Annotated in this window: 22 protein-coding genes; 6 read left to right on the forward strand and 16 right to left on the reverse strand. The window is 69.7% G+C overall.

The genetic code is table 11. The features are described from left to right. Positions 1-18 precede the first annotated feature (18 nt). The 5 genes from glgB to GT358_RS04425 all read right to left on the reverse strand — a co-directional run bounded on the left by glgB (position 19) and on the right by GT358_RS04425 (position 5,958). The gene (gene glgB, locus GT358_RS04405) at positions 19-2,211 is read right to left on the reverse strand and encodes a 1,4-alpha-glucan branching protein GlgB (RefSeq protein ID WP_208103321.1); all 2,193 of its coding nucleotides are present in this window, start codon (positions 2,209-2,211) and stop codon (positions 19-21) included. Between the two features lie 43 nt (positions 2,212-2,254). Beyond that, complete coding sequence (locus GT358_RS04410; protein ID WP_166581370.1) at positions 2,255-2,926, reverse strand: sugar transporter; 672 nt, start codon at positions 2,924-2,926, stop codon at positions 2,255-2,257. Between the two features lie 15 nt (positions 2,927-2,941). Further along, positions 2,942-3,751, reverse strand: a complete 810-nt coding sequence (locus GT358_RS04415) for an ATP-binding cassette domain-containing protein (protein WP_166581371.1) — start codon at positions 3,749-3,751, stop codon at positions 2,942-2,944. Then, positions 3,751-4,833 carry an ABC transporter permease gene (locus GT358_RS04420; protein WP_166581372.1) on the reverse strand — a complete coding sequence of 361 codons (1,083 nt, stop codon included), beginning with the start codon at positions 4,831-4,833 and terminating at the stop codon, positions 3,751-3,753. The genes GT358_RS04415 and GT358_RS04420 overlap by 1 nt, the downstream gene beginning before the upstream one ends. 108 nt (positions 4,834-4,941) lie before the next feature. Further along, complete coding sequence (locus GT358_RS04425; protein WP_166581373.1) at positions 4,942-5,958, reverse strand: sugar ABC transporter substrate-binding protein; 1,017 nt, start codon at positions 5,956-5,958, stop codon at positions 4,942-4,944. Between the two features lie 162 nt (positions 5,959-6,120). On the opposite strand from GT358_RS04425, the gene GT358_RS04430 reads away from it, so the two are divergent. Continuing rightward, positions 6,121-7,320, forward strand: coding sequence for an ROK family transcriptional regulator (locus tag GT358_RS04430; RefSeq protein ID WP_166581374.1), 1,200 nt, complete (start codon positions 6,121-6,123; stop codon positions 7,318-7,320). A 6-nt stretch (positions 7,321-7,326) separates the two neighbouring features. Here GT358_RS04430 and GT358_RS04435 read toward each other — a convergent pair whose 3' ends face one another. The 3 genes from GT358_RS04435 to glmU are packed head-to-tail and all read right to left on the reverse strand — an operon-like array spanning position 7,327 to position 10,762. Next, a complete protein-coding gene (locus GT358_RS04435) occupies positions 7,327-7,557 on the reverse strand; it encodes an AbrB/MazE/SpoVT family DNA-binding domain-containing protein (protein WP_166581375.1) in 231 nt (76 codons plus the stop codon). A gap of 29 nt (positions 7,558-7,586) precedes the next feature. After that, entirely contained in the window at positions 7,587-9,404 is a 1,818-nt protein-coding gene (glmS, locus tag GT358_RS04440; RefSeq protein WP_166581376.1) for a glutamine--fructose-6-phosphate transaminase (isomerizing), read from the reverse strand. Further along, positions 9,404-10,762 (reverse strand): bifunctional UDP-N-acetylglucosamine diphosphorylase/glucosamine-1-phosphate N-acetyltransferase GlmU, encoded by a 1,359-nt coding sequence (glmU, locus tag GT358_RS04445; protein ID WP_166581377.1) that lies wholly within the window; start codon positions 10,760-10,762, stop codon positions 9,404-9,406. Before glmU ends, glmS begins: the two co-directional genes overlap by 1 nt. A gap of 98 nt (positions 10,763-10,860) precedes the next feature. Between glmU and GT358_RS04450 the strand changes: the two genes are divergently transcribed. Further along, a complete protein-coding gene (locus tag GT358_RS04450; protein ID WP_166581378.1) occupies positions 10,861-11,541 on the forward strand; it encodes an HAD-IA family hydrolase in 681 nt (226 codons plus the stop codon). Here GT358_RS04450 and gcvP read toward each other — a convergent pair. From gcvP to gcvT, 3 genes are read right to left on the reverse strand one after another with little or no spacing between them, the layout of a single operon-like run. Further along, the gene (gene gcvP / locus GT358_RS04455) at positions 11,520-14,357 is read right to left on the reverse strand and encodes an aminomethyl-transferring glycine dehydrogenase (RefSeq protein WP_166581379.1); all 2,838 of its coding nucleotides are present in this window, start codon (positions 14,355-14,357) and stop codon (positions 11,520-11,522) included. The two genes, GT358_RS04450 and gcvP, sit on opposite strands and share 22 nt — an antisense overlap. Further along, positions 14,357-14,719, reverse strand: coding sequence for a glycine cleavage system protein GcvH (gene gcvH / locus GT358_RS04460; protein WP_166581380.1), 363 nt, complete (start codon positions 14,717-14,719; stop codon positions 14,357-14,359). Before gcvH ends, gcvP begins: the two co-directional genes overlap by 1 nt. 8 nt (positions 14,720-14,727) lie before the next feature. Beyond that, complete coding sequence (gcvT, locus tag GT358_RS04465) at positions 14,728-15,858, reverse strand: glycine cleavage system aminomethyltransferase GcvT (protein ID WP_166581381.1); 1,131 nt, start codon at positions 15,856-15,858, stop codon at positions 14,728-14,730. 265 nt (positions 15,859-16,123) lie between these two features. Here gcvT and GT358_RS04470 point away from each other — a divergent pair, with 265 nt between their 5' ends. The 4 genes from GT358_RS04470 (at position 16,124) to GT358_RS04485 (ending at position 20,942) form a co-directional block, all read left to right on the forward strand. Next, a complete protein-coding gene (locus GT358_RS04470) occupies positions 16,124-17,422 on the forward strand; it encodes a D-amino acid dehydrogenase (RefSeq protein ID WP_166581382.1) in 1,299 nt (432 codons plus the stop codon). 80 nt (positions 17,423-17,502) lie between these two features. After that, the gene (locus GT358_RS04475) at positions 17,503-18,258 is read left to right on the forward strand and encodes a cytochrome c biogenesis CcdA family protein (protein ID WP_166581383.1); all 756 of its coding nucleotides are present in this window, start codon (positions 17,503-17,505) and stop codon (positions 18,256-18,258) included. A gap of 39 nt (positions 18,259-18,297) precedes the next feature. Next, positions 18,298-19,533, forward strand: coding sequence for a lipase family protein (locus GT358_RS04480; RefSeq protein WP_166581384.1), 1,236 nt, complete (start codon positions 18,298-18,300; stop codon positions 19,531-19,533). Continuing rightward, complete coding sequence (locus GT358_RS04485; protein ID WP_166581385.1) at positions 19,530-20,942, forward strand: cytochrome P450; 1,413 nt, start codon at positions 19,530-19,532, stop codon at positions 20,940-20,942. The genes GT358_RS04480 and GT358_RS04485 overlap by 4 nt, the downstream gene beginning before the upstream one ends. Here the strand turns inward: GT358_RS04485 and GT358_RS04490 are convergent. The 5 genes from GT358_RS04490 to GT358_RS04510 form a co-directional block, all read right to left on the reverse strand. Then, on the reverse strand, positions 20,863-21,540 hold the full coding sequence (locus tag GT358_RS04490; protein WP_166581386.1) for a hypothetical protein: 678 nt from the start codon (positions 21,538-21,540) through the stop codon (positions 20,863-20,865). The genes GT358_RS04485 and GT358_RS04490 overlap by 80 nt on opposite strands. 361 nt (positions 21,541-21,901) lie before the next feature. Beyond that, positions 21,902-22,174 (reverse strand): ribbon-helix-helix domain-containing protein, encoded by a 273-nt coding sequence (locus GT358_RS04495; protein WP_166581387.1) that lies wholly within the window; start codon positions 22,172-22,174, stop codon positions 21,902-21,904. After that, entirely contained in the window at positions 22,171-22,371 is a 201-nt protein-coding gene (locus GT358_RS04500) for a DUF4169 family protein (RefSeq protein WP_166581388.1), read from the reverse strand. The genes GT358_RS04495 and GT358_RS04500 overlap by 4 nt, the downstream gene beginning before the upstream one ends. Before the next feature lie 4 nt (positions 22,372-22,375). Further along, positions 22,376-23,779 carry a class II fumarate hydratase gene (gene fumC / locus GT358_RS04505; protein ID WP_166581389.1) on the reverse strand — a complete coding sequence of 468 codons (1,404 nt, stop codon included), beginning with the start codon at positions 23,777-23,779 and terminating at the stop codon, positions 22,376-22,378. 62 nt (positions 23,780-23,841) lie between these two features. Then, entirely contained in the window at positions 23,842-24,297 is a 456-nt protein-coding gene (locus tag GT358_RS04510; protein ID WP_243730703.1) for an SspB family protein, read from the reverse strand. Between the last annotated feature and the right edge of the window lie 46 nt (positions 24,298-24,343).

Consider the following 24,343-nt stretch of genomic DNA (forward strand, 5'->3'; position numbering starts at 1 on the left):
TTGCGGGCCTCCCGTCCCTCAGCGATCCAAGCGGAAGATCAGCGTCGAGAGGGGTGGCAGGGTCATCTCGGCCGACCAGGGCTGCCCCATCCACGGGCGCTCCTCGGCCACGACGCCGCCGGCATTGCCCCGGTTCCCTCCGCCATAGAGCGCGGCATCGGTGTTGATGGCCTCGGTCCAGCGGCCCGGAGCGGGCAAGCCGATCCGGTGGGACCGGCGCTCGACCGGTGTGAAGTTGCACACCACGACGCAGGGCGCATCGCGCTCGAACCCGAACCGGGCCCAAGCCAGGATCGAGTTGTCGGCATCGCCGCCTTCAATCCAGCGGAAACCTTCGGGCTCGCAGTCGCGCGCATGGAGCGCGGGCAGGGCGCGGTAGAGGGTGTTCAGGTCGCGCACCAGGCGCTGGATGCCCCGATGCTCCGGTCCGTGAGCCGGCGCGTCCCAGTCGATCTGCGTCTGGTGGTTCCATTCGGCGCGTTGTCCGAACTCGCACCCCATGAACAGGAGCTTCTTGCCCGGATGACCCCACATGAAACCGTAATAGGCGCGCAGGTTGGCGCATTTCTCCCACCAGCCGCCGGGCATCTTGGCCACCATGGAACCCTTGCCGTGAACGACCTCGTCATGGCTGATGGGCAGGACGAAGTTCTCGCTGAAGGCGTAGTGGAGCCCGAAGGTCATCAGGTGGTGGTGATATTTCCGGTGGACGGGGTCGAGCGCCATGTAGCGGAGCGTGTCGTTCATCCACCCCATGTTCCACTTGTACCCGAAGCCCAGACCGCCCGCATGGGTCGGGTGCGACACGCCGGGAAAGGAGGTGCTCTCCTCGGCGACGGTCATGATCCCCGGATGCCGTCCATAGGCCGTCGCGTTCATGCGGCGCAGGAAGGCAATAGCTTCGAGATTCTCCCGCCCCCCGTGGATGTTGGGGATCCACTCTCCCGGACGGCGGGAATAGTCGCGATAAAGCATGGACGCGACGGCATCCACGCGCAGGCCGTCCACATGATATTCCTCGAGCCAATACAGGGCGTTAGCGACGAGGAAGTTCTGCACCTCGCGGCGGCCATAGTTGTAGATCAGCGTGTTCCAGTCCTGGTGAAACCCCTCGCGCGGGTCCTGATGCTCGTAGAGGGCCGTTCCGTCGAAGCGGGCCAGACCGTGGGGGTCGGAGGGGAAGTGACCGGGAACCCAGTCGAGCAGGACCCCGAGCCCGGCGCGATGCGCGGCATCGACAAGATCGCGGAACTCGTGCGGGGGACCGAAACGGATCGTCGGCGCATAAAGGCCGACCGGCTGATACCCCCATGACCCGTCGAACGGATATTCCGACAGCGGCATGAACTCGAGATGGGTGAACCCCATCTCGCGAGCATAGGAGACGAGATCCTCGGCCGCCTCGCGATAGGAGAGGGGGCGACCTCCCTGGTTCCAGATGCGCTTCCAGCTTCCCAGATGGACCTCGTAGATCGCGATCGGCGCATCGCGGCGCTGGCGGTCGGCCCTTGTGCTCATCCACGCCTCGTCGCGCCAGCCGTAGCCCCGGATGTCGCGGACGACGGAGGCGGTCTCGGGCGGGTGCTGGGCCCCGAACCCCACCGGGTCCGCCTTCAGGGGCACAAGGCGGCCATCGCGTGCGAGGATCTCGTACTTGTAGGCTGCGCCCTCTCCGACATGGGGGACGAAGATCTCCCACACGCCGGTGGCTCCCCGGCGACGCATCACATGCCGGCGCCCGTCCCAGGCGTTGAAATCCCCGACGACCGAGACGCGATGCGCATTCGGAGCCCACACAGCGAAATGGGTCCCTCCGACACCGGCCAGCACCATGGGATGCGCCCCAAGCGCGCGCCAGAGCTCCAGATGCGTGCCCTCGCCGAGAAGGTACTCGTCGAAGTCCGACAGGACCGGCCCGAACCGGTAGGCGTCCTCGTACTCCCACTGACCACCATATCCGCGGCCATGGAGCGTGTAGGGGCGGCCTGGGGGGATGGGACCGGAAAAGACGATCTGCCCCACCCGGCGCAGGGGGTAGTCGCGCCCGTCGCAGCGGGCGGCCATCTCTTCCGCCCCCGGATCGAGCGCGGTCACCCAGGTGGCACCGTCATGGTCATGGGGACCGAGAACGGCAAACGGATCGTCGTGCAGCCCCTGATCCAGCCGCCGGATCGCATCGGAGTCGAGGACGGGTGCGGCCGGGCTGGACATGACCCGATCATAGGCTTGCCCCGGCGGGCGGCAAGCGAGCCCGTCAGAGTCCATGCCGCACCCGCCGATGGGCTGCTCCGTCCGGTCTGATCGCCAGGACGATCTCGGCCGGCAGGGCCCGTTCCTGCATCCGGCGGGCATTGGCCAGATCGTTGGCTTCCGCCCGGCGGGTCGCGGCCGCACGCGACAGGCCCAGATCGAGCCATCGCTGGATCAGCCGCGCCCGCAATTCCGGCAGCGGCACATCGAGCCGTGCCCTCAGATCCCAGAGGGGCAGCAGGCGTCTCCAGGGTTCCTCGTCCAGCAGCACGTAGCTTCCTTCGCAGATCACGACGCGACAGGCGGCCGGCACGACCAGCGCACCCGCCACCGAGAGATCGCGCACCCGGTCGTAGAGGGGGGCCACGACCTCCCCTCCGGCCCGCAATCGCTGGACCAGATGAAGGAACCCCTCTGCGTCGAAGGTCTCGGGGGCGCCCTTGCGGGCGCGCAGGCCGCGGGCGTCGAGCACGGTGTTGTCGAGGTGGAAGCCGTCGAGCGTGACCACCTCGGTTGCGATCCGCTGGGCGAGAAGCCGCCGGTGAACCGCTGCCGCCAGGGCGGACTTGCCCGACCCGGGGGCCCCCGCCAGCGCCACGAGGACCCGCTCCCGCTCGGCCAGCCGATGCACGGCCTGTTCGGCCAGCGCGTTGACCTGCGCCGAGATGTCCAGCATCGGGCCTCCCGCGGTTCAGGCGTCCTCGAACTCGCGATCGGGCGCCTTGGCCCCTGTCATATAGGCGACCGCGTCGGACATCGAGTGGTTGCGGGGATTGATCACGCAGAGGCGGCGCCCCAGGCGGTGGATGTGGATCCGGTCGGCGACCTCGAAGACATGCGGCATGTTGTGCGAGATCAGGATGATCGGGATGCCGCGCGACTTCACGTCGAGGATGAGCTCCAGAACCCGGCGGCTCTCCTTGACGCCGAGCGCGGCCGTCGGCTCGTCGAGGATGATGACCTTGGAGCCGAAGGCGGCCGCGCGGGCGACCGCCACGCCCTGCCTCTGTCCGCCCGACAGGGTTTCAACCGCCTGGTTGATGTTCTGGATCGTCATGAGTCCCAGCTCCGACAGCTTCTCGCGGGCGAAACGCTCCATCCGGGGTCGGTCGAGCTGGCGGAAGATCGTCCCGAGGAGCCCTGGCTTCCGCAGCTCGCGGCCCATGAACATGTTGTCCGCGATCGAGAGCGCCGGTGACATGGCGAGGGTCTGATAGACAGTCTCGATCCCGGCGGCGCGGGCGTCGTTGGGGCTGCGGAAATGCACCGGTCGCCCTTCCAGGAAGATCGACCCTTCGTCGGGTTGAAGCGCCCCCGAGAGCGCCTTGATGAGGGTGGACTTGCCTGCGCCGTTGTCGCCGATCACCGCGAGGATCTCGCCCCGGTTCAGATCGAAGTCGCAGCGGTCCAGCGCCACGACCCGGCCGAAGCGTTTGGTCAGGCCTCGCGCCGTCAGGATGGGTCCGTTCCGGTCGGGATGGGCATCAAGATCGAGAGGCATCAGGCGGCCACCTTCCGGATCCACTGGTCCACGGCCACGGCGACGATGATGAGGACCCCGATGAACAGGAACGTCCACTGCGCGTCGGCTCCCATCAGGCGCAGGCCGAGCGAGAACACGCCGACGATGAGTGCCCCGCAGAGCGCCCCGAGGATGGAACCGCGCCCTCCGAACAGGGAGATTCCTCCGATCACCACCGCCGTGATCGACTGGATGTTGAGCTCGGCCCCCGACGTCGGGGACACCGATCCGATCCGGCCGATCAGCGCCCAGCCGGCAAAGGCGCAGATCAGCCCGGAGAGGGCATAGACCGAGATCAGCGTCCTCCGGACGTTCACACCCGAAAGCTGGGCCGCCTCGGGGTCGTCGCCCACGGCATAGACATGCCGCCCCCAGGCCGTGTGCCGCAGCGCGTAGGCGAGAAGTAGCACGAGAAGGATCATGAAGATCACGCCATAGGTGAAGGTCGCGCCACCGCGCCCGGCCTCGTCGGCCCCGATCCGGAAGGTCCGGCCGAAGAATTGCAGAAGCGGGGCTTCGGCCGCGATCTCCTGCGCCCGGATCGTCTCGTTGCGGGAATAGAGGTAGTTCGCGGCCAGGATGATCTGCCAGGTTCCCAGCGTGACGATGAAGGGGGGCAGCTTCATCACCGCCACCAGCCAGCCGTTCATGGCTCCCAGCAGCAATCCCAGGGTGAGCCCCGCGAGGATCGCCACCTCCGTCGGCAGGCCGTAGCGGAAGGCGAACTGACCCATGACCACGGAGGACAGGACGGTGATCGCGCCGACCGAGAGGTCGATGCCGGCCGTCAGGATGACCAGCGTCTGGGCGGCCGCGACGATGCCCACGATCTGGACCTGCTGAAGGATCAGCGTCAGCGACGAGGCCGAGAAGAACCGCCCGCCGATCACCACGCCGAAGAGCAGGATGGAGGCGGCGAGGACGATCATCGGCACCAGCGCGGGCGTCACATGCAGCGCATGCTGGAAGCGGTGCAGCAGGGTCCGGTCCTGCTGGAACTCGGCCACCGCCTCGGTCCGGCGCTCCCTCACCACGGCTTCGAAATTGTCGCTTCCGCTCATCGCCTCCTCCGCACGAGAGCCCGGGTCAAGCGACCGGGACGGGTTCCCCGTCCCGGCAGGGGGACTGTGCGGCCCGATCGCCCCGGCGATCAAGCCTTCATATCGATCTCAGCCCCAGCAGAGTTCGAGACCCTCCTCGACCGAGATCGATTCCACGCCCTCCACGGGCTCCGCCGCGACGAGCGCCACGCCCGTGTCGAAGAAGTCCTTGCCTTCGGTCGGCTCCGGCAGGGTGCCGTCCTGGGCATACTGGTAGATCGCTTCGATCCCGAGCGCCGCCATCTGGAGGGGATATTGCTGGGACGTCGCGGCGATGACGCCGTCGCGGACGTTCTGGACGCCCGGACAGCCTCCGTCCACGGACACGATCAGGACCTCGTTCTCGCGGCCCACGGCGCGCAGCGCCTCGTAAGCTCCGGCGGCCGAGGGCTCGTTGATCGTATAGACGACGTTCACGTCCGGATTGGCGGCCAGAATGTTCTCCATCGCCGTCCGCCCGCCTTCCTCGTTGCCGGCGGTCACGTCCTGCCCGACGATGCGCGGGTCCGTTTCATCTCCCCAGCGGTTGGGATCGCCCACATCGATGCCGAAGCCAGTCAGGAACCCCTGATTGCGGAGCACATCGACCGTCGGCTGGTTGACACCGAGGTTGAGCATTGCGATGCGCGCATCCGCAGCCTCCTCGCCCAGCGCGGCGGCGGCATACTGGCCGATCAGGAGGCCGGCCTGGAAGTTGTCGGTTGCAAAGGTGGCATCCGCCGCGTCACTCGGATTGAGCGGGGTATCGAGGGCAATCACCAGAAGCCCGGCATCGCGCGCCTGCTGGATCGACGAGACGATGGCCGAGGTGTCCGACGCCGCGATCAGGATGCCGGAGGCACCCGAGGCGATGCAGGTCTCGATGGCCTGCACCTGGGATTCGTGATCCCCGTCCACTGTGCCTGCGAACGAACTCAGGGTGATGCCCAGCTCGGCCGCCTTGGCCTCGGCCCCTTCGCGCATCTTCACGAAGAACGGGTTCGTCTCCGTCTTGGTGATGAGACAGGCCGAGATGCTCTCCTGTGCGCTGGCCGCCCCGGCAAGGGCCAGAACGGACAGCGCGGTTCCCGCAAGAAGAATCTTCATGATGGTCCTCCCGAAAGCGTGACGGGTTGGCTCCCGTCCGCCTGTGCCCGGCACCCCGCCGAGGCTGCGGACATTCTACGTGAACGACCATCTCCTGCCAATAAATAAATCCTGTTGACTTATTTATCAGGTCCACCCAAGGTTCGGCCGGGAGGAGCCGGCATGGCTTCGGCAGACGTGCGTCATCTCGGTCCGGGCGCCAACCAGCAGGGTCTGCGAGACCACAATGCGCGCCTTCTTCTGTCCACGCTGCAGAGGCGCGGGCCGATGCCCGCCAGCGATCTGGCGCGTCTCGCGGGGCTGTCGCCCCAGACGGTGTCGGTCATCCTGCGCAGCCTCGATGCCGATGGTCTCGTGGCCCGGGGAGAGCCGCAGCGGGGACGGATCGGAAAACCCTCCGTTCCCGTCTCGCTCGCCCCGGACGGAGCCTTCGCCTTCGGGCTCAAGATCGGCCGGCGCAGCGCGGACCTGCTTCTGGTGGACTTCGCCGGCCGCCTGCGCGGCGAGAGGCACACGACCTATCGCTGGCCCGAGCCGGACGAGATCCTGCGCTTTCTCCGGGAGGGTCTCGGCTCCCTCCGGCAGGATCTGCCCGAGCCGTGGCTGGACCGGATTGCAGGCATCGGCGTGGCAATGCCGTCCGAGATCTGGCACTGGCACGAGACCATCGGCGCACCCCTTGGCGCGCTGGATGCCTGGCGGGGGTTCGATCTCGTCCAAGCGGTCGGCGAGTTCTGCGACCTGCCGGTTCTCATGGCCAATGACGGAACGGCCGCGGCCAGGGCCGAACACATCTTCGGACGTGGTCGCGAGTTCGGGGCCTATGCCTACTTCTTCGTGGGTTCGTTCATCGGCGGGGGGATCGTCCTCAACCACTCGGTGGTCGAGGGGCCCACGGGCAACGCCGCCGCGTTCGGCTCGCTGCCGGCGCCGGGCCCCGGCGGACGATGCCGCCAGCTGATCGAAACCGCCTCGCTCTTCCTTCTGGAGGAGGCCATCCGGCGTGCGGACCTGCCGGCCGAGCGTCTGTGGGCGCAGCCGCAGGACTGGAGCGTCTTCGGCGCGATCCTCGAGCGCTGGATCACCCACACGGCGGGCGAGATCGCCCGGGCGGCCGTCACCGTCTGTGCCGTCATCGATTTCGAGGCCGTGCTGGTCGACGGGGCGATGCCTGCCGAGGTCAGGACCGCTCTTGTGGCGCAGAGCCGGACGGCCCTGAAGCGTTTCGACATGCGCGGGCTCGCACCCGTTCGGATCGAGGAAGGCACCATCGGGGCCCCCGCCCGGGCTCTCGGTGCGGCAGCCGCGCCGTTGCTGGCCCGGCATCTGCTCGACACCCATGCAGGAGCGCCCTTTGCGTGAACGGCCTCACGCCGGCGGAGCGGGAACCCGTCTGACCCGCAGCGCGAACCATGGGGTCTTGTCCGGCTGCAGCGTGTTGCGCACCACGATCGCCTCGACCTCGTCGAACTCGACGAGGTTCAGCTCCTCGGCCTGTGCCTTGGGAATGAAGACCTGCTGATCGTTGTCCTGACGGACCGCAAAGGCGGGACCGTCGTCCAGACTCTCCACCACGTAGCAGACCACCTTCGACGCCACGGCCTTCCCCTCTGGTGCCCGGAACGGGTTTACTCCACCGTCACGCTCTTGGCGAGGTTGCGGGGCTGATCCACGTCCGTCCCCTTGGCCACCGCGGTGTGGTAGGCCAGAAGCTGCGCAGGAACGGCGTAGAGGATCGGGGCCCAGAGCGGATCCACGTCGGGCAGGACCACCGCGTCGCGAACGCCGTCGCCCGCGATCCGTCTTCCCTCGCGGTCGGTCACAAGGACGACCTGACCGCCGCGCGCCATGACCTCCTGCATGTTCGACACGGTCTTGTCGAACAGCTCGTCGCGGGGCGCCATGACGATGACCGGCACGCTCTTGTCCACGAGGGCGATGGGGCCGTGCTTGAGCTCGCCCGAAGCGTAGGCCTCGGCATGGATGTAGCTCAGTTCCTTGAGCTTGAGCGCCCCTTCGAGCGCGAGCGGGAACATGCGGCCCCGACCCAGGAACAGGATATCCCGTGCCTCGGCGAGCCATCGCCCGATCCGCCGCGTGTCGCGCTCGAGCGACAGGGCATGGTTGACCAGTCCGGGCAGGCTCCGCAGGGCAGCCAGGGCATCGGTCAGCGCGTCGGCCGGCAGCAGACCCCTCTGCCGGGCAGCCTCCAGGGCAAGCAACGCCAGCACGACGAGCTGCGACGTGAAGGCTTTGGTGGAGGCCACGCAGATCTCCGGACCAGCCAGGAGGGGCAGCACGAGATCGCTCTCGCGGGCGATCGAACTTTCGGGGACGTTCACCAGGGCAACGATCCGGTCCGCCTTGCCCTGGCAGTAGCGCAGGGCCGCGAGCGTGTCGGCCGTCTCGCCGGACTGGCTGACGAAAAGCGCGACGGTTCCGGGCGGCAGCGGCGGATGGCGATAGCGGAACTCGGACGCCACATCGACATCCGCCGGGAGGCCGGCGATCTGCTCGAACCAGTAGCGGGCCACGAGACAGGCATAGGAGGCCGTTCCGCAGGCCACCAGCGACAACCGCTGGACGCCCGAGAAGTCGATCCCATCCCCCGGCCACCGCAGGGCGGTGCCGCTCGTGTAGTGGTCGAGTGCACGGGTGATCGTGGCCGGCTGTTCGGCCATCTCCTTGCCCATGAAATGCCGATGCCCGCCCTTGTCCACCAGGGCGGCCTGCGCCTCGATCCGGCGGGCAGGGCGCAGGACAGGAGATCCTGCCGCATCGCGGATCGTCGCGCCCGACCGGCGGACCACCGCGCGGTCGCCTTCCTCCAGATAGGTGATGCGGTCGGTGAACGGGGCGAGCGCGATCGCGTCGGACCCCACGAACATCTCGCCATCGCCGTGCCCGATGGCCAGGGGAGAGCCCTTGCGGGCCGCGATCAGCAGATCCTCCTCGCCCTCGAAGAGAAAGAGCAGGGCATAGGCGCCCTCCAGCCGCTCGAGCGTCCGGTCGACCGCCTCTGCCGGGTCCAGTCCGTCCTCGAGGAACCGATCGGTCAGCATCGCCACCAGTTCGGTGTCCGTCTCGCTGGTCTGGAACCGTCCGGCGAGGGCGAGATCCTCCCGGAGGTCGCGGAAGTTCTCGATGATGCCGTTGTGGACAACACAGACGCGGCCCGAGCGGTGCGGATGGGCGTTCGCCTCGACAGCGGCCCCGTGGGTGGCCCACCGCGTGTGACCGATCCCTGCCCGGCCCGGCAGCGGTTCGCGCACGAGCAGGTCCGAGAGGTTGGCCAGCTTGCCCACTGCGCGGCGCCGGTCGAGCCGCCCCTGCGCGACCGTGGCCACGCCGGCACTGTCATAGCCGCGATACTCGAGCCGCTTGAGGGCCTCGACGAGAAGGGGCGCCACCTCGTGCGAGCCCAGGATGCCGACGATGCCGCACATCAGCGCGCCCTCGATCCGCGCGCGGCGCGAAGTCGCTCCATCAGCCTTCGGCCCAATCCGGGTTTGGTCACCTGACGTGCCCGGCCGAGCGCGAGCGCACCCGGAGGCACATCCTCGGTGATGACGGACCCCGACCCTGTCACCGCCCCCGCCCCGACCGAGACCGGCGCCACCAGCATCGTGTCCGAGCCGATAAAGGCGCCCTCGCCGATCACCGTCCGGTGTTTCGAGACCCCATCGTAGTTGCAGGTGACGGTGCCGGCGCCCAGATTGGCGCGCTCGCCGATTTCCGCATCGCCCACATAACTCAGATGGTTGACCTTGGCGCCCTGTCCCACGCGGGCCGACTTGATCTCGACAAAGTTGCCGACCCGGACGTCCTCGTGGAGTTCCGCTCCGGGCCGGAGACGGGCAAAGGGACCCACCACCGCGCCGCGGCTGACATGGCAACCTTCGAGATGGGAGAAGGCGCGGATGCGTGCCCCGCTCTCGACCGTCACGCCGGGTCCGAACACGACATGCGGCTCCACCACCGCGTCGCGCCCGATGACGGTGTCGAAGGCCAGGATCACCGTCTCGGGCGCCGGCATGCTGACACCGTCCTCCAGAAGGAGCGCACGGGCCCGCGTCTGGAAGGCGCTCTCGGCGGCGCGCAGCTCCTCGCGCGAGTTGATGCCGAGCGTCTCGGCCTCGTCGCAGCGCAGCACCGTTGCGCGCAGGCCGCGTGACACCCCGAGGCCGACGATGTCGGGCAGGTAGTACTCGCCTGCCGCGTTGGCGTTGCCCACCTCCCGCAGGAGATCGAACAGGAACGCCGCCTCGGCCAGCAGCAGGCCCGAGTTGCACAGCGGGATTGCGCGTGTGGTCGCATCGGCGTCCTTCCATTCGACCACACGCACGAGCCGGTCGCCTTCCGTGACGAGGCGACCGTAGCGCGCATCGGGATGCGCCGTCTCGAAGCCCAGAACGACGATCTCGGCCGCCGCGCGCCGCTCCACCATGCGCCCGAGCGTTTCGGCGCTCACGAAGGGGGTGTCGCCATAGAGGACGAGGACATCTCCCCCGTAACCCGCCAGGATCCGCTGCGCCTGGAGAACGGCATGGGCGGTGCCCAACTGCTCCTCCTGGCGCACCAGCTCGACCTGAGGATCGAAGGCCCGCGCCGCACGCTCCACCTCCTCTGCGCCCGTGCCGGTCACCACGATCAGATGATCGGGTGCCAGGGTCCCGGCCGTCCGCATCGCGTGATGAAGGAGCGGAGCGCCGGCCAGTTCGTGCAGGACCTTGGGCCGGTCCGAGTTCATGCGTGTCCCCGCTCCGGCCGCCAGGATGACCACAGCGATGCCCGTCTCGTCCATCCGACGCTCCCTTGCCGACCGTTGCCTTCTAGGCGCAGGCCCGGACAGCGCCAAGGGCCGGGGCTTCACTTCGCGCATTGCTCCGCTACAGCAGCATCATGCGAACGGTAATCTTCGACCTTGACGGCACCCTGGCCGATACCAGCGGCGACCTGCTGGCTGCCGCGAACGCCTGCTTCCGCGGGCTGGGCCTCGGGGACTTGCTCGGTCCGGCCGATGCGCCGACGGCGCTGCGGGGGGGACGCGCCATGCTCCGCCTGGGTCTGGCGCGGGCGGGGCGGGCCGACGAGGCGGAGGTGGATCGGCAGTACCCCATCCTGCTGCAGTGCTACGAGGATGCCATCTGCAGGACCACCACCCTCTATCCCGGGGCCGCAGAGGCGGTGGTCCGCCTGCGCCGGGCCGGCTGGAGAACCGGGATCTGCACCAACAAGCCGGAACGCCTCTCGATCCTGCTGCTCGACGCGCTCGGGGTGTTGCACCTGTTCGACAGCCTCGTGGGCGCCGACACGCTGCCGGTCCGCAAACCAGATCCGGCACCCCTCCGCGCGGCGGTGGCCTGGGCAGGGGGATGCCTGGAGAGCGCCTGCCTGATCGGAGACACGCGGACGGACTGGGACTGCGCCCGCGCGGCGGGGGTTCCCTGCCTGCTCGTGGGCTTCGGCCCCGACCCGATGGAGGCGGCCCGCCTGGGCGCCCCCGTCCTGCGGAGCTTCGACGGTCTGGAGGCGGCCCTGGACGCGCTGGGCCGCCCCCTTCACTCGGCCGCCCTAGCGTAGTTCTCGACCGGCGGGCAGGTGCAGACGAGGTTGCGATCCCCGAAGGCGTTGTCCACCCGCCCGACGGGCGGCCAGTACTTGTCCACGCGGAACGCGCCGGGCGGAAAGCATCCCTGCTCGCGCGAATAGGGACGGTTCCACTCGGCCACGAGGTCCTCGACCGTGTGCGGTGCGTGCCGCAGGGGCGAGTCGGCAGCCGCCCAATCCCCGCGCTCGACCGCGGCGATGTCCTCCCGGATGGCGAGCATGGCCGTCACGAAGCGGTCGATCTCGGCCTTGGGCTCGGACTCGGTGGGCTCCACCATCAGCGTTCCGGCCACCGGCCAGGACATGGTGGGCGCATGGAACCCGTTGTCGATCAGCCGCTTGGCAATATCGTCCACGGTGATGCCGTAGGCCGCGAAAGGGCGGGTGTCGAGAATGCATTCATGCGCGACGCGGCCACCCTGCCCGGCGAACAGGATCGGATAGGCGCCCTTCAGCCGCGCGGCCACGTAGTTGGCGTTCAGGATCGCCACCTTGGTCGCCTGGGTCAGCCCGGCTCCGCCCATCAGCAGGCAATAGGCCCAGGAGATCAGCAGGATGGACGCCGATCCGAAGGGCGCGGCTGCCACCGCGCCGGCCTCGCCCCGGCCCGGGTCCGACGGAAGGTGAGGCGCCAGATGGGCCTTGACCCCGATGGGTCCCATGCCGGGTCCGCCGCCGCCATGCGGGATGGCAAAGGTCTTGTGCAGGTTGAGGTGACACACATCCGCCCCCACATCGCCCGGCTTCACCAGGCCGACCATCGCGTTCATGTTGGCGCCATCCAGATAGACCTGGCCGCCATGGCGATGCGTGATGTCGCAGACCTCGCGCAGCGTGTCCTCAAACACGCCGTGCGTGGACGGATAGGTGATCATGCAGGCCGCCAGCCGGTCGCCTGCGGCCTCGGCCTTGGCGCGGAAGTCCTCCAGATCCACGTCGCCCCGGGCGGTAGACTTGACCACCACCACCTCCATGCCGGCCATCTGGGCCGAAGCCGGATTGGTGCCATGGGCCGAGACGGGGATCAGGCACACGCGCCGATCCCCTTCGCCGCGCGACAGATGATACCGCCTGATCGTCAGCAGACCCGCATATTCGCCCTGCGCCCCGGAATTGGGCTGCATGGAGAAGGCATCGAACCCGGTGATCTCGCACAGCTTGGCTGTCAGATCGTCGAGCATCTCCCGATAGCCCGCTGCCTGATCGGGCGGGCAGAAGGGGTGGAGATGGGCGAATTCCGGCCAGCTCAGCGGGGTCATTTCCGCCGCGGCGTTGAGCTTCATGGTGCAGGAGCCGAGGGGGATCATGGCCCGGTCCAGCGCCAGATCCCGGTCCGACAGACGGCGCATGTAGCGCATCATCTCGGCTTCGGCGCGGTTCATGTGGAACACCGGATGGGTCAGATAGGCCGATCGGCGCAGCAACCCCTCGGGGATCGCGGGGCCGCCCCTGTGCGGCGGAGCCCCGTCGATGCCGAAAGCGCGCAGGACCCGCAGAAGGACCCCCTCGTCCGTGGTCTCGTCGAGCGAGAGCCCCACGCGGTCGGTGCCGATGCGCCGGAAGTTCAGGCCCTCGGCCCGGGCGGCCGCCAGGATGCCGGCCTGACCCACCCCGACATCGACCGTGATCGTGTCGAAGAAATGCTCCGGCGAGACCCTCGCCCCTGCGGCGCGAAGCGCACGCGACAACCTCTGGGTCAGGAGATGGACCCGCTCGGCGATCGCGCGCAATCCCCTGGGGCCGTGAAAGACCGCATACATGGACGCCATCACGGCCAGAAGCGCCTGCGCCGTGCAGACGTTGGACGTGGCCTTCTCGCGCCGGATATGCTGCTCGCGGGTCTGAAGCGCGAGCCGGTAGGCCCGGTTGCCGCGCGCATCGACCGAGACGCCCACGATCCGTCCGGGCATGGCCCGCTTCAGCGCGTCGCGACAGGACAGGAAGGCTGCGTGTGGGCCGCCGTAGCCCATGGGGACGCCGAACCGCTGGGCCGAACCCACCGCGATGTCCGCGCCCATGTCGCCCGGCTCGCGCAGGAGCGTCAGGGCGAGGAGGTCGGTGGCCACCACGGCCAGCGCCCCCGCCTCGTGCAGCCGCGCGATGTCGTCTGAGAGATCCCTGACATGGCCGAAGGTGCCGGGATACTGAAACAGCGCCCCGAACACCTCGTCGGGGCGAAGCCGATCCGGCGGACCGACCGTGACGGCGATCCCGAGCGGTTCGGCCCGGGTGCGGATCACCGCGAGCGTCTGCGGATGCACGTCCTCGGCGACAAAGAAGCCCTGTGCCTTGCTGCGGGCCGTGCGCTGGGCCATCGCCATCGCCTCGGCCGCGGCGGTCGCCTCGTCCAGCAGCGAGGCATTGGCGACCGGCAGGCCGGTCAGGTCCGCGACCATGGTCTGGAAGTTCAGCAGCGCCTCGAGCCGGCCCTGGGCGATCTCCGGCTGATAGGGTGTGTAGGCCGTGTACCAGGCGGGGTTCTCGAAGATGTTGCGCTGGATCGCCGGCGGCGTGAAGGTGCCGTAATAGCCCTGCCCGATGAGCGAGGTCATCACGCGGTTGCGGCCGGCCACTTCCCTCAGGCGTCCGAGAAGTTCCCGTTCGGTGATCGCCGGCCAGGAGAGCGGCCGGTCCTGACGGATGGAGGCCGGCACCGTTTCGTCGATCAGCGCATCGAGCGACGGCGCTCCCACGGCCTCCAGCATCTCCGCCATCTCTGCGGGCGACGGGCCGATGTGGCGGCGGTTTGCGAAATCGTCAGGATTGTAGGCGACCGGCTCCCAGGTCATCAGGCGATCATCTCCTGATATTCGTCTTCGTCCATGAAGCTGTCCAGGACGGCCAGATCGTCCACGCGGATCTTGAAGAACCACCCGCCGCCCAGCGGGTCCTCGTTGACCAGACCGGGATTGTCGGCCAGCGCGGCATTGACCTCCACGATCTCGCCGTCCACCGGCGCCAGGATGTCGGAGGCGGCCTTGACGCTCTCGATCACCACCACCTCGTCGCCCTGGGCGACCATGGCCTCCGCTTCGGGAAGCTGGACGAAGACGATGTCGCCCAGTTCCTTCGCGGCATGTTCGGTGATGCCGACGACGATGATGTTGTCGCCTTCGGGGCGGAGCCATTCGTGGTCTTCGGTGAACTTCATCGGGGGCCTCAGCGCTTGAACGAAGGAGGAAGGAAGGGCAGTGCGACGACCTCGGCTGCCAGTGGCCGCCCCCTGACCTCGCCGGCCAGTCGGGTTCCCGGCTCTGCCCAGCGCGCATCCACATAGGCCATGGAGATCGGTGCGGCGAGCGAGGGCGAGAAGCCGCCAGACGTGACAAGCCCGACCCGGCCGTCCGGACCCATCACCTCCGTTCCGGCGCGCATCGGCTGGCGCCCTTCGGGTCGCAGCCCGACGCGGCGCCGTCGCGGCCCCACCTCGAGTTCCGTCAGGATCCGGTCCGCTCCGGGAAAGCCGCCGGCCCGCTCGCCGCCGATCCGGCGGGCCCGGCCGATGGACCAGGCCAGCCCCGCCTCGACCGGGGTCGTGGTCCTGTCGATGTCCTGTCCGTGCAGGCACAGGCCCGCCTCCAGCCGGAGAGAGTCCCGGGCGCCGAGCCCCGCAGGCTTCACGCCCCCCTGGTCGAGCAGGGCCTCGGCCAGCCGCTCGGCCAGTGCCGCGGGCACGGAGATCTCGAACCCGTCCTCGCCGCTGTAGCCGGATCGGGAAACCCAGATCTCGCCTCCGGCCCATCGCAGCCTCGCCGCATCCATGAACCGCATGGCCGCCACCTCGGGCAGGAGGGAGGACAGCACCTCCTCGGACCGAGGCCCTTGCAGCGCGAGCAGGGCCCGGTCCGCGATCTCCTCCACGGTCACGGCCGGCAGGGCATCGCGCAGATGCGCCAGCACCGCCTCGCGATTGGCGGCATTCGCGACGACCAGAAGCGCGTCGCCGAGATGCGACACCATCACGTCGTCGCGGATGCCTCCGGCATCGTCGGTCAGGAGCGCATAGCGCTGCCGACCCTCCGGCAGGCCGACAAGGTCGGCCGGTGTGCAGGCTTCCAGGGCCAGTGCCGCCCTGGCGACTCCCCGACCGCTCCTCAGGAGGATCTGCGCCATGTGGCTGACGTCGAACAGCGAGGCGGCGGCGCGCGTGTGAAGATGCTCTGCCATCACGCCCTCCTCGTAGCGGATGGGCATGCTCCAGCCGGCGAACTCTGCCATCCGGGCGCCCCGCGCCGCATGGAGCGCGTGCAGCGGGAGCCGTCGCAGCGGACGGTCTGCGTTGTCACCCAAGGCCCACCTCCTGCCGCCCGCTTCGCTCGGCAAGCGGTAAGATCGTGTCCGGCACCATGCAAGGGCCGAGTGTCGCCCGGCCCTTCCGCATCATGACCATCTGACGCAATGAGATTCCATACAGAGCGCACATTTCAAAAGGATATCGTTGCAAGTCGCTCTGGATTGAAACGAACTTGCAAAGTTTCCGATAGGAAACGGCAAGTTGCAATCCCCTTGCGGCGAAGCTGTGCCACACCCTCTCCGATCGGCGGAGGATTCGGAGATGAAGGTTCTCGTTCTCGGCGCGGGCGTGATCGGGGTCACGTCGGCCTGGTACCTGGCGCAGGACGGGCATGAGGTGACCGTGGTGGACCGGCAGCCCGGCGCGGGGCTCGAGACGTCCTTTGCGAATGCGGGAGAGGTCAGTCCCGGCTATTCCGCCCCCTGGGCGGCGCCGGGAGTGCCGCTCAAGGCGCTGCGCTGGATGGTGAGCCGCCATGCTCCGCTGATCCTGCGTCCGCAGGCCGATCCGGCCATGCTGCCATGGCTCGTGCGGATGCTGATGAACTGCACCGCCTCGGCCTATGCCGTGAACAAGGCGCGGATGGTCCGGCTGGCCGAGTATTCGCGCGACTGCCTCCGCCTGCTTCGAGCCGAGACCGGCATCGCCTACGACCAGCGCATGCTGGGCACGCTGCAGCTCTTCCGCGATCCTGCACAGGTCGAGGCCGCGGCCAAGGACATCGCCGTGCTGCGCGACAGCGGCGTGACCTTCGAACTCCTCGACAGGGAGGGTTGCCTCCGGGCCGAGCCGAGTCTGCGGGGTGCGGCCGACCGGATCGCCGGAGGCCTTCGCCTGCCTGACGACGAGACGGGCGACTGCCACATGTTCACTGCGGCGCTGGCTGCGCTGGCGGCCGCAAGGGGCGTGCGGTTCCGCTTCGGGCTTGCCGCCCGGTCGCTTCAGGTCGAGAGCGGCCGGGTCGTCGGGGCAGTCACGGCGGAGGGCGTCGCCCGGGCCGACGCCGTGGTGGTCGCGCTGGGCAGCCACTCGCCCGCGCTGGTCCGTCCGCTGGGACTGCGGCTCCCTGTCTATCCGGTCAAGGGCTATTCCCTGACGCTGCCGATCAGTGACGACACCCGGGCGCCGGTCTCGACGGTGATGGACGAGACCTACAAGGTCGCGATCACGCGCCTGGGCGACCGCATCCGCGTGGGCGGGCTGGCGGAGCTGGCGGGCTTCGACCTGCGGCTGCACGCGGGCCGTCGGGCCACGCTCCTGCACTCCGTCGAGGGGTTGTTTGCGGGCGGAGGCGATGCGGCGCGCGCGACGTTCTGGTGCGGGCTGCGGCCGATGACACCGGACGGCACGCCTGTGGTGGGGCGCAGTCCCGTGCCGGGCCTGTGGCTCAACACCGGCCACGGCACATTGGGATGGACCATGGCCGCCGGGTCCGGCCGGCTCCTGTCGGACCTGATGTCGGGGGCCCGACCGGCCATCGAGGCAGCCGATCTGGGCATCGCCCGCTACGGCCGCGACAGGCGCGTCCCTGCACCGGCCCTGCGCCCGTTGCGCGCCTGAGGCGCCGCAACCTGTGACGGCCGGTCGCGTGACGCGGGCGGGTCGGCGCGCTAGAGAGGAGCCACGCAGGAGGGCCCCCGATGCTGTCATCCGAGCTGATCTTCGATGCGACGCTGCTTCCGGCGCTGCTCGTGGCCCTTTCGGCCGGCATCCTGTCGTTCCTCAGCCCCTGCGTGCTGCCGATCGTGCCCCCCTATCTCGCCTATATGGGCGGCGTCTCCGTGGGCGAGATGACCAATCAGGCGCAGGCGCGGCGGCGCGTCCTCCTGTCGGCGGCCTTCTTCGTGCTGGGCCTCTCCACGGTCTTTCTGCTGCTGGGCGCCGCGGCCTCTGCGCTGGGCCGTGCGCTGCTGGCCTGGCAGGGCTGGTTCGTGCCCGCGGCCGGCTTCGTCATCATGCTGTTCGGGGCGCATTTCCTCGGCGTCCTGCGGGTGCCCTTCCTTGCGCGGGAGGCGCGGATCGAGGCGGGCGATCAGGGCGGATCGGCTCTGGGAGCCTATGTGCTCGGACTCGCCTTCGCTTTCGGCTGGACGCCCTGTCTGGGACCCATCCTCGGGGCGATCCTGGGCCTGGCGGCGACCGAGGCGGATCCGGGCCGGGGCACCGTCCTGCTGGCGGCCTATGCGGTGGGCCTCGGCATTCCGTTCCTCCTCGTCGCCGCGTTCTTTCCAGCCCTGTCCGGCGCGATGGGGGCGATGCGGCGCAACCTCGGCTGGATCGAGCGGGTCTCGGGGCTGCTGTTGTGGACGGTCGGGCTGCTGATGCTCACCGGTCAGTTCACCGCGTTCTCGTTCTGGCTGCTCGAGACCTTTCCCGCCCTCGCGGCGGTCGGCTGACGCCTTATCTTCGCCCCGCCCGGCCGCTAGGGTCTGATCATGAGCGGGGGGGCGGCAGGACCGGTGCGGCGCAGGCGGGTGTTCTATATCCCCGGCTACGATCCCTTCCATCCCCTGCGCTACCGCGAACTCTACCGGGCCGAGGGGGCAAAACAGGCCGCCTTGTCGGGCTACCGGCTCTCCGTGGACCGACGCCGGGGCGGCGGGTTCGGCTGGCAGATCCGGGCGGAGATGGAGGGCGCGACGGTCCGGACGGACCTCGAGGTGCTGGTCTGGGCCGATATCGTGCGCGCGTCCATGACAGGCGGCTATCTCGCCACGGTGCTGCGGCTTGTGCGCACCGCCTGGATCTATGCGGCCAGCGGTGCGCTTCCGCGGCTGATGGGACTGCGCAAGGGGCCCGTCATCGCGGCGTTCTACCCGGTCGTCATGCTGCTGGGGCAGGGGGCCCTCGCCCTCGCCCTCGCGCTCGTCGCCGGCTGGACCGTCATGGCGGTCGTGGGGCTGGCGGTCCCCGAACCGTCGTGGCCCGGCCTCGTGGTCTCCACCGTGGCGGCCGGGGGGACGGCATGGGCCGTGCTGCGCTGGTTCCGCCGCCAAGACAGCCGGCTGTTCGCCTACTACCTCCTCCACGACTACGCCTTCTCGGCCAGCGCGGGCGGCGCTCACCCTCCGGTGCTGGAAGGGCGCCTGTCCGAGTTCGTGGACCGCATCGCCGGGGCCCTCGAGGAGGACGTGGACGAGGTCCTGGTGGTCGGCCATTCCTCGGGGGCCCATCTGGCCATCTCGGCCGTGGCCGATCTGCTGCGTCGGGCGATCCCGGACAGGCCTCCGCTGGGCCTGCTCACGCTGGGGCAGGTTGTCCCGATGGTGTCGTTCCTGCCCTGCGCGCACCGCCTGCGGGCGGATCTGGCGCTTCTGGCCGCCTCGGACCGGATCGCCTGGGTCGATGTCAGCGCACCGGGAGACGGCTGCACCTTCGCGCTGTGCGATCCGGTGGCCGTGTCCGGGGTGCGGCCTGCGGGGGCGCGCTGGCCTCTGGTCCTGTCGGCGGCCTTCAGCCGGACGCTGAGCCCCGAGCGCTGGCGGGCGCTGCGCTGGCGGTTCTTCCGGCTCCACTTCCAGTATCTGTGCGCCTTCGATCATCCAGAGGGCTACGACTATTTCCGCATCACCGCCGGGCCGCAGACCCTGGCCCAGCGCTTCGCCGGCCGGGCGCCGTCGCGCGCGCGCATCGACCGGGCGGCGTCGCCCCACAGGTCCGTCGCCGCATGAGTCGCCCCCCGAAGCCCGTGGCGCGTGCGGACCGCGTGTCGCTCTGGCGATACCTGCGTCTCTTTCGGCAGGACATCCTGTCGGCGCAGCCGGCGCGGCTCTACCGCGCCTGGATGGCCGAGTTCCGCACGCCCTTCTTCACGTCGTTCCTGATCAACGATCCGGCCCTGGTCCGCACGGTGCTGGACGAGCGGCCCGAGGATTTCCCCAAGTCGGAGCGCATCGGGGCGGGGCTGAGGCCGTTGCTGGGGCAGTCCGTCTTCGTGACCAACGGCGCGCTCTGGCGGCGGCAGCGGCGCATCATCGACCCTGCCTTCGAGGGCGGCCGGCTGCGGGAGACCTTTGCGGCGCTGCTCGCCGCCGGGGAGGCGGCAGCCGAACGGCTGGGGAGGCGGGCCGACGGCCGGCCCTTCGATCTGGAGCCCGAAGCGAGCCATGCGGCGGCGGACGCGATCTTCCGCACCCTGTTCTCCCTGCCGATCGAGGATCGCGCGGCCGCCGCCGTGTTCGAGGCGTTCCGCACCCACCAGCGCACGCAGCCGATCCTGAACCTTGCGGCCTTCGTGCCGCTGCCCTCCTGGATGCCGCGGCTGCATCGTCCCTCCACCTTGCGCACCGCGGGGACGATCCGGCGCCTGATCGCCGAGATGACCCGCGAGCGGGCTGCCGCCATCGCTCAGGGCGCGGCGCCCGACGATCTGGCCACCAAGATCATGACCACGCGCGACCCCGTCACGGGCGAGACCTTCGGTTGGGAGGAGATGGTCGATCAGGTCGCCATCTTCTTTCTGGCCGGGCACGAGACATCGGCCTCGGCCCTGTCCTGGGCGGTCTGGCTGCTGGCCGCACATCCTGCCTGGCAGGACCGGGCGGCGGAGGAGGCGGCCGGGTTCGACGGCACCTTCGCGGGCCTGGGGGGGTTGCGCCTGTGCCGGGATGTCTTCCGCGAGGCGCTGCGCCTCTATCCGCCGGTTCCCATGATGGTCCGCGAGGCGGCCTGCCCCGAGCGGTTCCGCGACCGCGCCGTGCCGCGGGGGGCGCAGATCGTCCTCTCGCCCTGGCACCTGCACCGGCACGAACGGATCTGGCCGGACCCCGACGGCTTCGATCCGGGACGCTGGGGCACCGACGGGGGGCGGGCCTGCGCGCGCGACGCCTTTGTCCCCTTCAGCCGGGGGGCGCGGGTCTGCCCCGGCGCGGGCTTCGCCATGGCCGAGGGGCCGCTGTTCCTCGCGCTGCTGCTGCGACGACTGCGCTTCGAGGTGGTGCCGGACCGGGAGCCGGTGCCGGTCGCGCATCTGACGGTCCGGGGACGCGACGGGATCTGGGTCAGGGCGTTCCCGCGCGGCGCAGCCAGTCCGGCATCCAGTCCGGCGGCGGAGCGGGAGGCCAGCCCCGCCGGACGATGATCCAGCCCGCGAACCACCCCCCGAGCGCCGCACCGGCCACGTCCATCACGATGTCGAGGATCGTGTCGGGCACCGTCAGCACCAGATAGGTGACCTCGATCAGCTCCCACAGCACCCCCAGCGCGAGTCCATAGGCCGAAGCCCAGAGGACGAAGCGCCCCCCCAGCGGCGGCAGGCGGACGATCCCTGCCTTCCAGAACATGATCATCGAGGCGGCCACGAGCGCGAAGGGGTTGATGAAGTGGGTGACGATGTCGAACCACCAATGCGCGTCGTACCAGTCGAGCGCCCAGCCCGCCCCGCTGACCAGCCCGCAGGCCACGAGGATCGCCGACAGGAGCGGCGGCAGGTTGTGGGGCACGAGCACCACGATCAGCAGCGGCGCGGCAAAGGCCGCGGCCATCACGAACTCCTCCAGCCGTCCACCCGCGGCCAGAAGGGCGGTCCCCGCAAAGGCCGCGACCACGCCAGCCCAGGCGAAGGCCGTCCAGAAGGCCGAGTCGAGCAGCGGATCGCTGCGCCCCGCATAACGGGAGGGGGCAGGCTGCGCCGTCTGCATCGGGCCGGCCAGGCGGCCGGGGGCGGGTCTGGCGGTCATCGCGGCTCCGGGGCTTGTCGCGTGGGCTCTGCGGCCAACGCGCCCGGCTGAGGGCTGTTCCGCCCGGAAACGGTCCAGCGGCGGAAGGCCGCAGTTTGCCCGCCTTGGTCAGTCCGGGCCCTGCGCGGGGAGCGGACAGGGTTTGCGCATCCTGCGCCCCTTCCCTCGCCGCACCGGGCCGATAGATCCGCCGGCAGTGGAAGGCCCCACCTGCAACCGGGCCGGTGTTCCCCCTCGGCGCAGCATCCGGCGCGGATCGCGCCCCGGGCCGGACGCGCCGCGGGACGGCAACCGCCTCACCACCGCCGCCCTGCTGCGCCGAGCCGATTCGCCCCACACGCTCGGTTCTACAGGACGGATCTTAAGATCCGGTTAACGCGGGCGGCCCGGCTGCGAGAAGGGCGCGACGGAGCAGCCAAACGCGGATCGCGGAGGCAAGCCCCGCCCCCTGCCGCGCATCGTCGATCCGCTCGACCAGAGCCGCGACGGAGAGCCCTTCCTCCGCCGCAGCCGCGCGGAGCGCGTCCCAGAACGCATCCTCGAGCGAGACGGAGGTGCGATGGCCGTGCAGCGAGAGCGACCGCTTGCGCGGGCGGGTGCTGTCGGCCTCTCCGGCGGAGGCCGGGCCGCTCAAGCCTCGCCCTCGCCCGACGGGTCCTCGAAGCGATGGGCGTCGAGCGCGCGGCGCGCCCGTTCGGCGCGTGCAGCCTCGAGCAGGCGTTCGGCCTTGGTGCGGCCGAACTTCAGCGCGTTGGCATCGGCGCGGGCCTTGGCCTCGGCGCGGTCGCGGGCCTTGCGGGCCCTGTTGAGGTTGATGGGTGCGTCGGTCATGGGGTCAGGCGGGGCCGATCATGTCCTCGGGGCGCACGACGCGGTCGAAGGTTTCCTCGTCCACGAAGCCGAGGCGGATCGCCTCCTCGCGCAGCGTGGTGCCGTTCCTGTGGGCGGCCTTGGCCACGGCGGTGGCCTTGTCGTAGCCGATCGTGGGCGCGAGCGCGGTCACGAGCATCAGCGATTCGCGCATCAGCCGGGCGATGCGGTCGCGGTCGGGCTCGATCCCGGCCACGCAATTGTCGGTGAAGGCGCGTGCGGCGTCGCCCAGAAGCTGCATGGATTGCAGCACGTTGTAGGCGATCATGGGCTTCATGACGTTGAGCTCGAACTGCCCCTGCGAGCCGGCGAAGCCCACGGCGGCGTCGTTGCCCATCACATGGGCGCAGACCATGGTGATCGCCTCGACCTGGGTCGGGTTCACCTTGCCCGGCATGATGGAGGAGCCGGGTTCGTTCTCCGGCAGGCGGAGTTCGGCCAGGCCGCAGCGGGGCCCCGAGCCGAGAAGTCGGATGTCGTGGGCGATCTTGTAGATCGCGGCCGCGGCGCCGCGCAGCGCGCCCGAGAGCGCCACCAGCGCGTCATGCGCGGCCAGGGCCTCGAACTTGTTGGGGGCCGAGACGAAGGGCAGGCCCGTCGCCTCGGCCAGACGGCGGGCGATCTCCTCGCCCCAGCCGGGCGGCGAGTTGAGGCCGGTACCGACGGCCGTGCCCCCCTGGGCGAGTTCGTGGATGTCGGGCAGCGCGGCCTCGATCCGCTCGATGGCCTTTGCGACCTGATGGGCGTAGCCGCCGAATTCCTGCCCCAAGGTCAGGGGCGTGGCATCCATCGTGTGGGTCCGTCCGATCTTGACGATGTCGCCCCAGGCCCCGGCCTTGGCGGCGAGCGCCGCGTGCAGGTGGCGCAAGGCGGGCAGGAGCGTGTCACGCGCCACCGTCGCGGCGGCCACATGCATGGCCGTGGGGTAGGTGTCGTTGGACGACTGCGCCATGTTGACGTGGTCGTTCGGGTGGACCGGCGACTTGGACCCCATCGTGCCGCCGAGGATCTCGATGGCGCGGTTGGAGATGACCTCGTTGGCGTTCATGTTGGTCTGGGTGCCCGAGCCGGTCTGCCAGACCACGAGGGGGAAGTGGTCGTCGAGCCGCCCCTCGGCCACCTCGGTCGCGGCCTGGATGATCGCAGCGGCAAGGCGGGGTTCGAGCGCGCCGCGGTCGCGGTTCGCCTCGGCGCAGGCGCGCTTGATCTGGCCCAGCGCACGGACGATGGCGGTCGGCTGACGCTCCCAGCCGATGGGGAAGTTGCGGATCGAGCGCTGGGTCTGGGCGCCCCAGTAGCGGTCGGCCGGCACCTCGATGGGGCCGAAGCTGTCGGTCTCGGTGCGGGTGGCCGGGCGGCTGTCGGTCATGGAGCTTCCCCTTCGGTATGCCGTCGCATGCCGAATAGCGCGGCGGGGTTGCGGACGAAAGCCTACTTGCGGAACTTGTCGAGGCTGACGACCTCGGCCTTGGATCTGGACGGGGGCTCGGGCGGGGCGGGTTCGGACTCGGGCGTCTCGGCGGGGGGCCGGGTCTCGGTCTCAAAGCGCAGGCCGAATTCCACCGAGGGGTCCACGAAGGTCTTGATGGCGTCGTAGGGGATGTAGAGCGGCTCGGGGTTGTCGCCGAAGTTGAGGGTGACGGAGAACCCCTCCTCTCCGGCCTCGAGGTCGCGGAACCAGTGCTGGAGGACGATGGTCATCTCCTGCGGGTAGCGGTCCGAGAGCCAATCGGCGAGCTCGACATCCGGGTGCTCGGTGTCGAAGGTGATGAAGAAGTGGTGCTGGCCGGGCAGGCCGTCGCGGGCGACCTGGGCCAGAACCTCTTGGATGAGGCCGCGCATGGCGCGGTGCATGAGGTTGCCGTAGTCGATGGTCCCGGTCGGCATGGCGCGGTCCGTTCTGTGCCCCTTCCGTCCAGCATAGGCGATTCCC

This window comes from Rubellimicrobium sp. CFH 75288, assembly GCF_009904055.1.
Lineage (GTDB): Bacteria > Pseudomonadota > Alphaproteobacteria > Rhodobacterales > Rhodobacteraceae > Rubellimicrobium.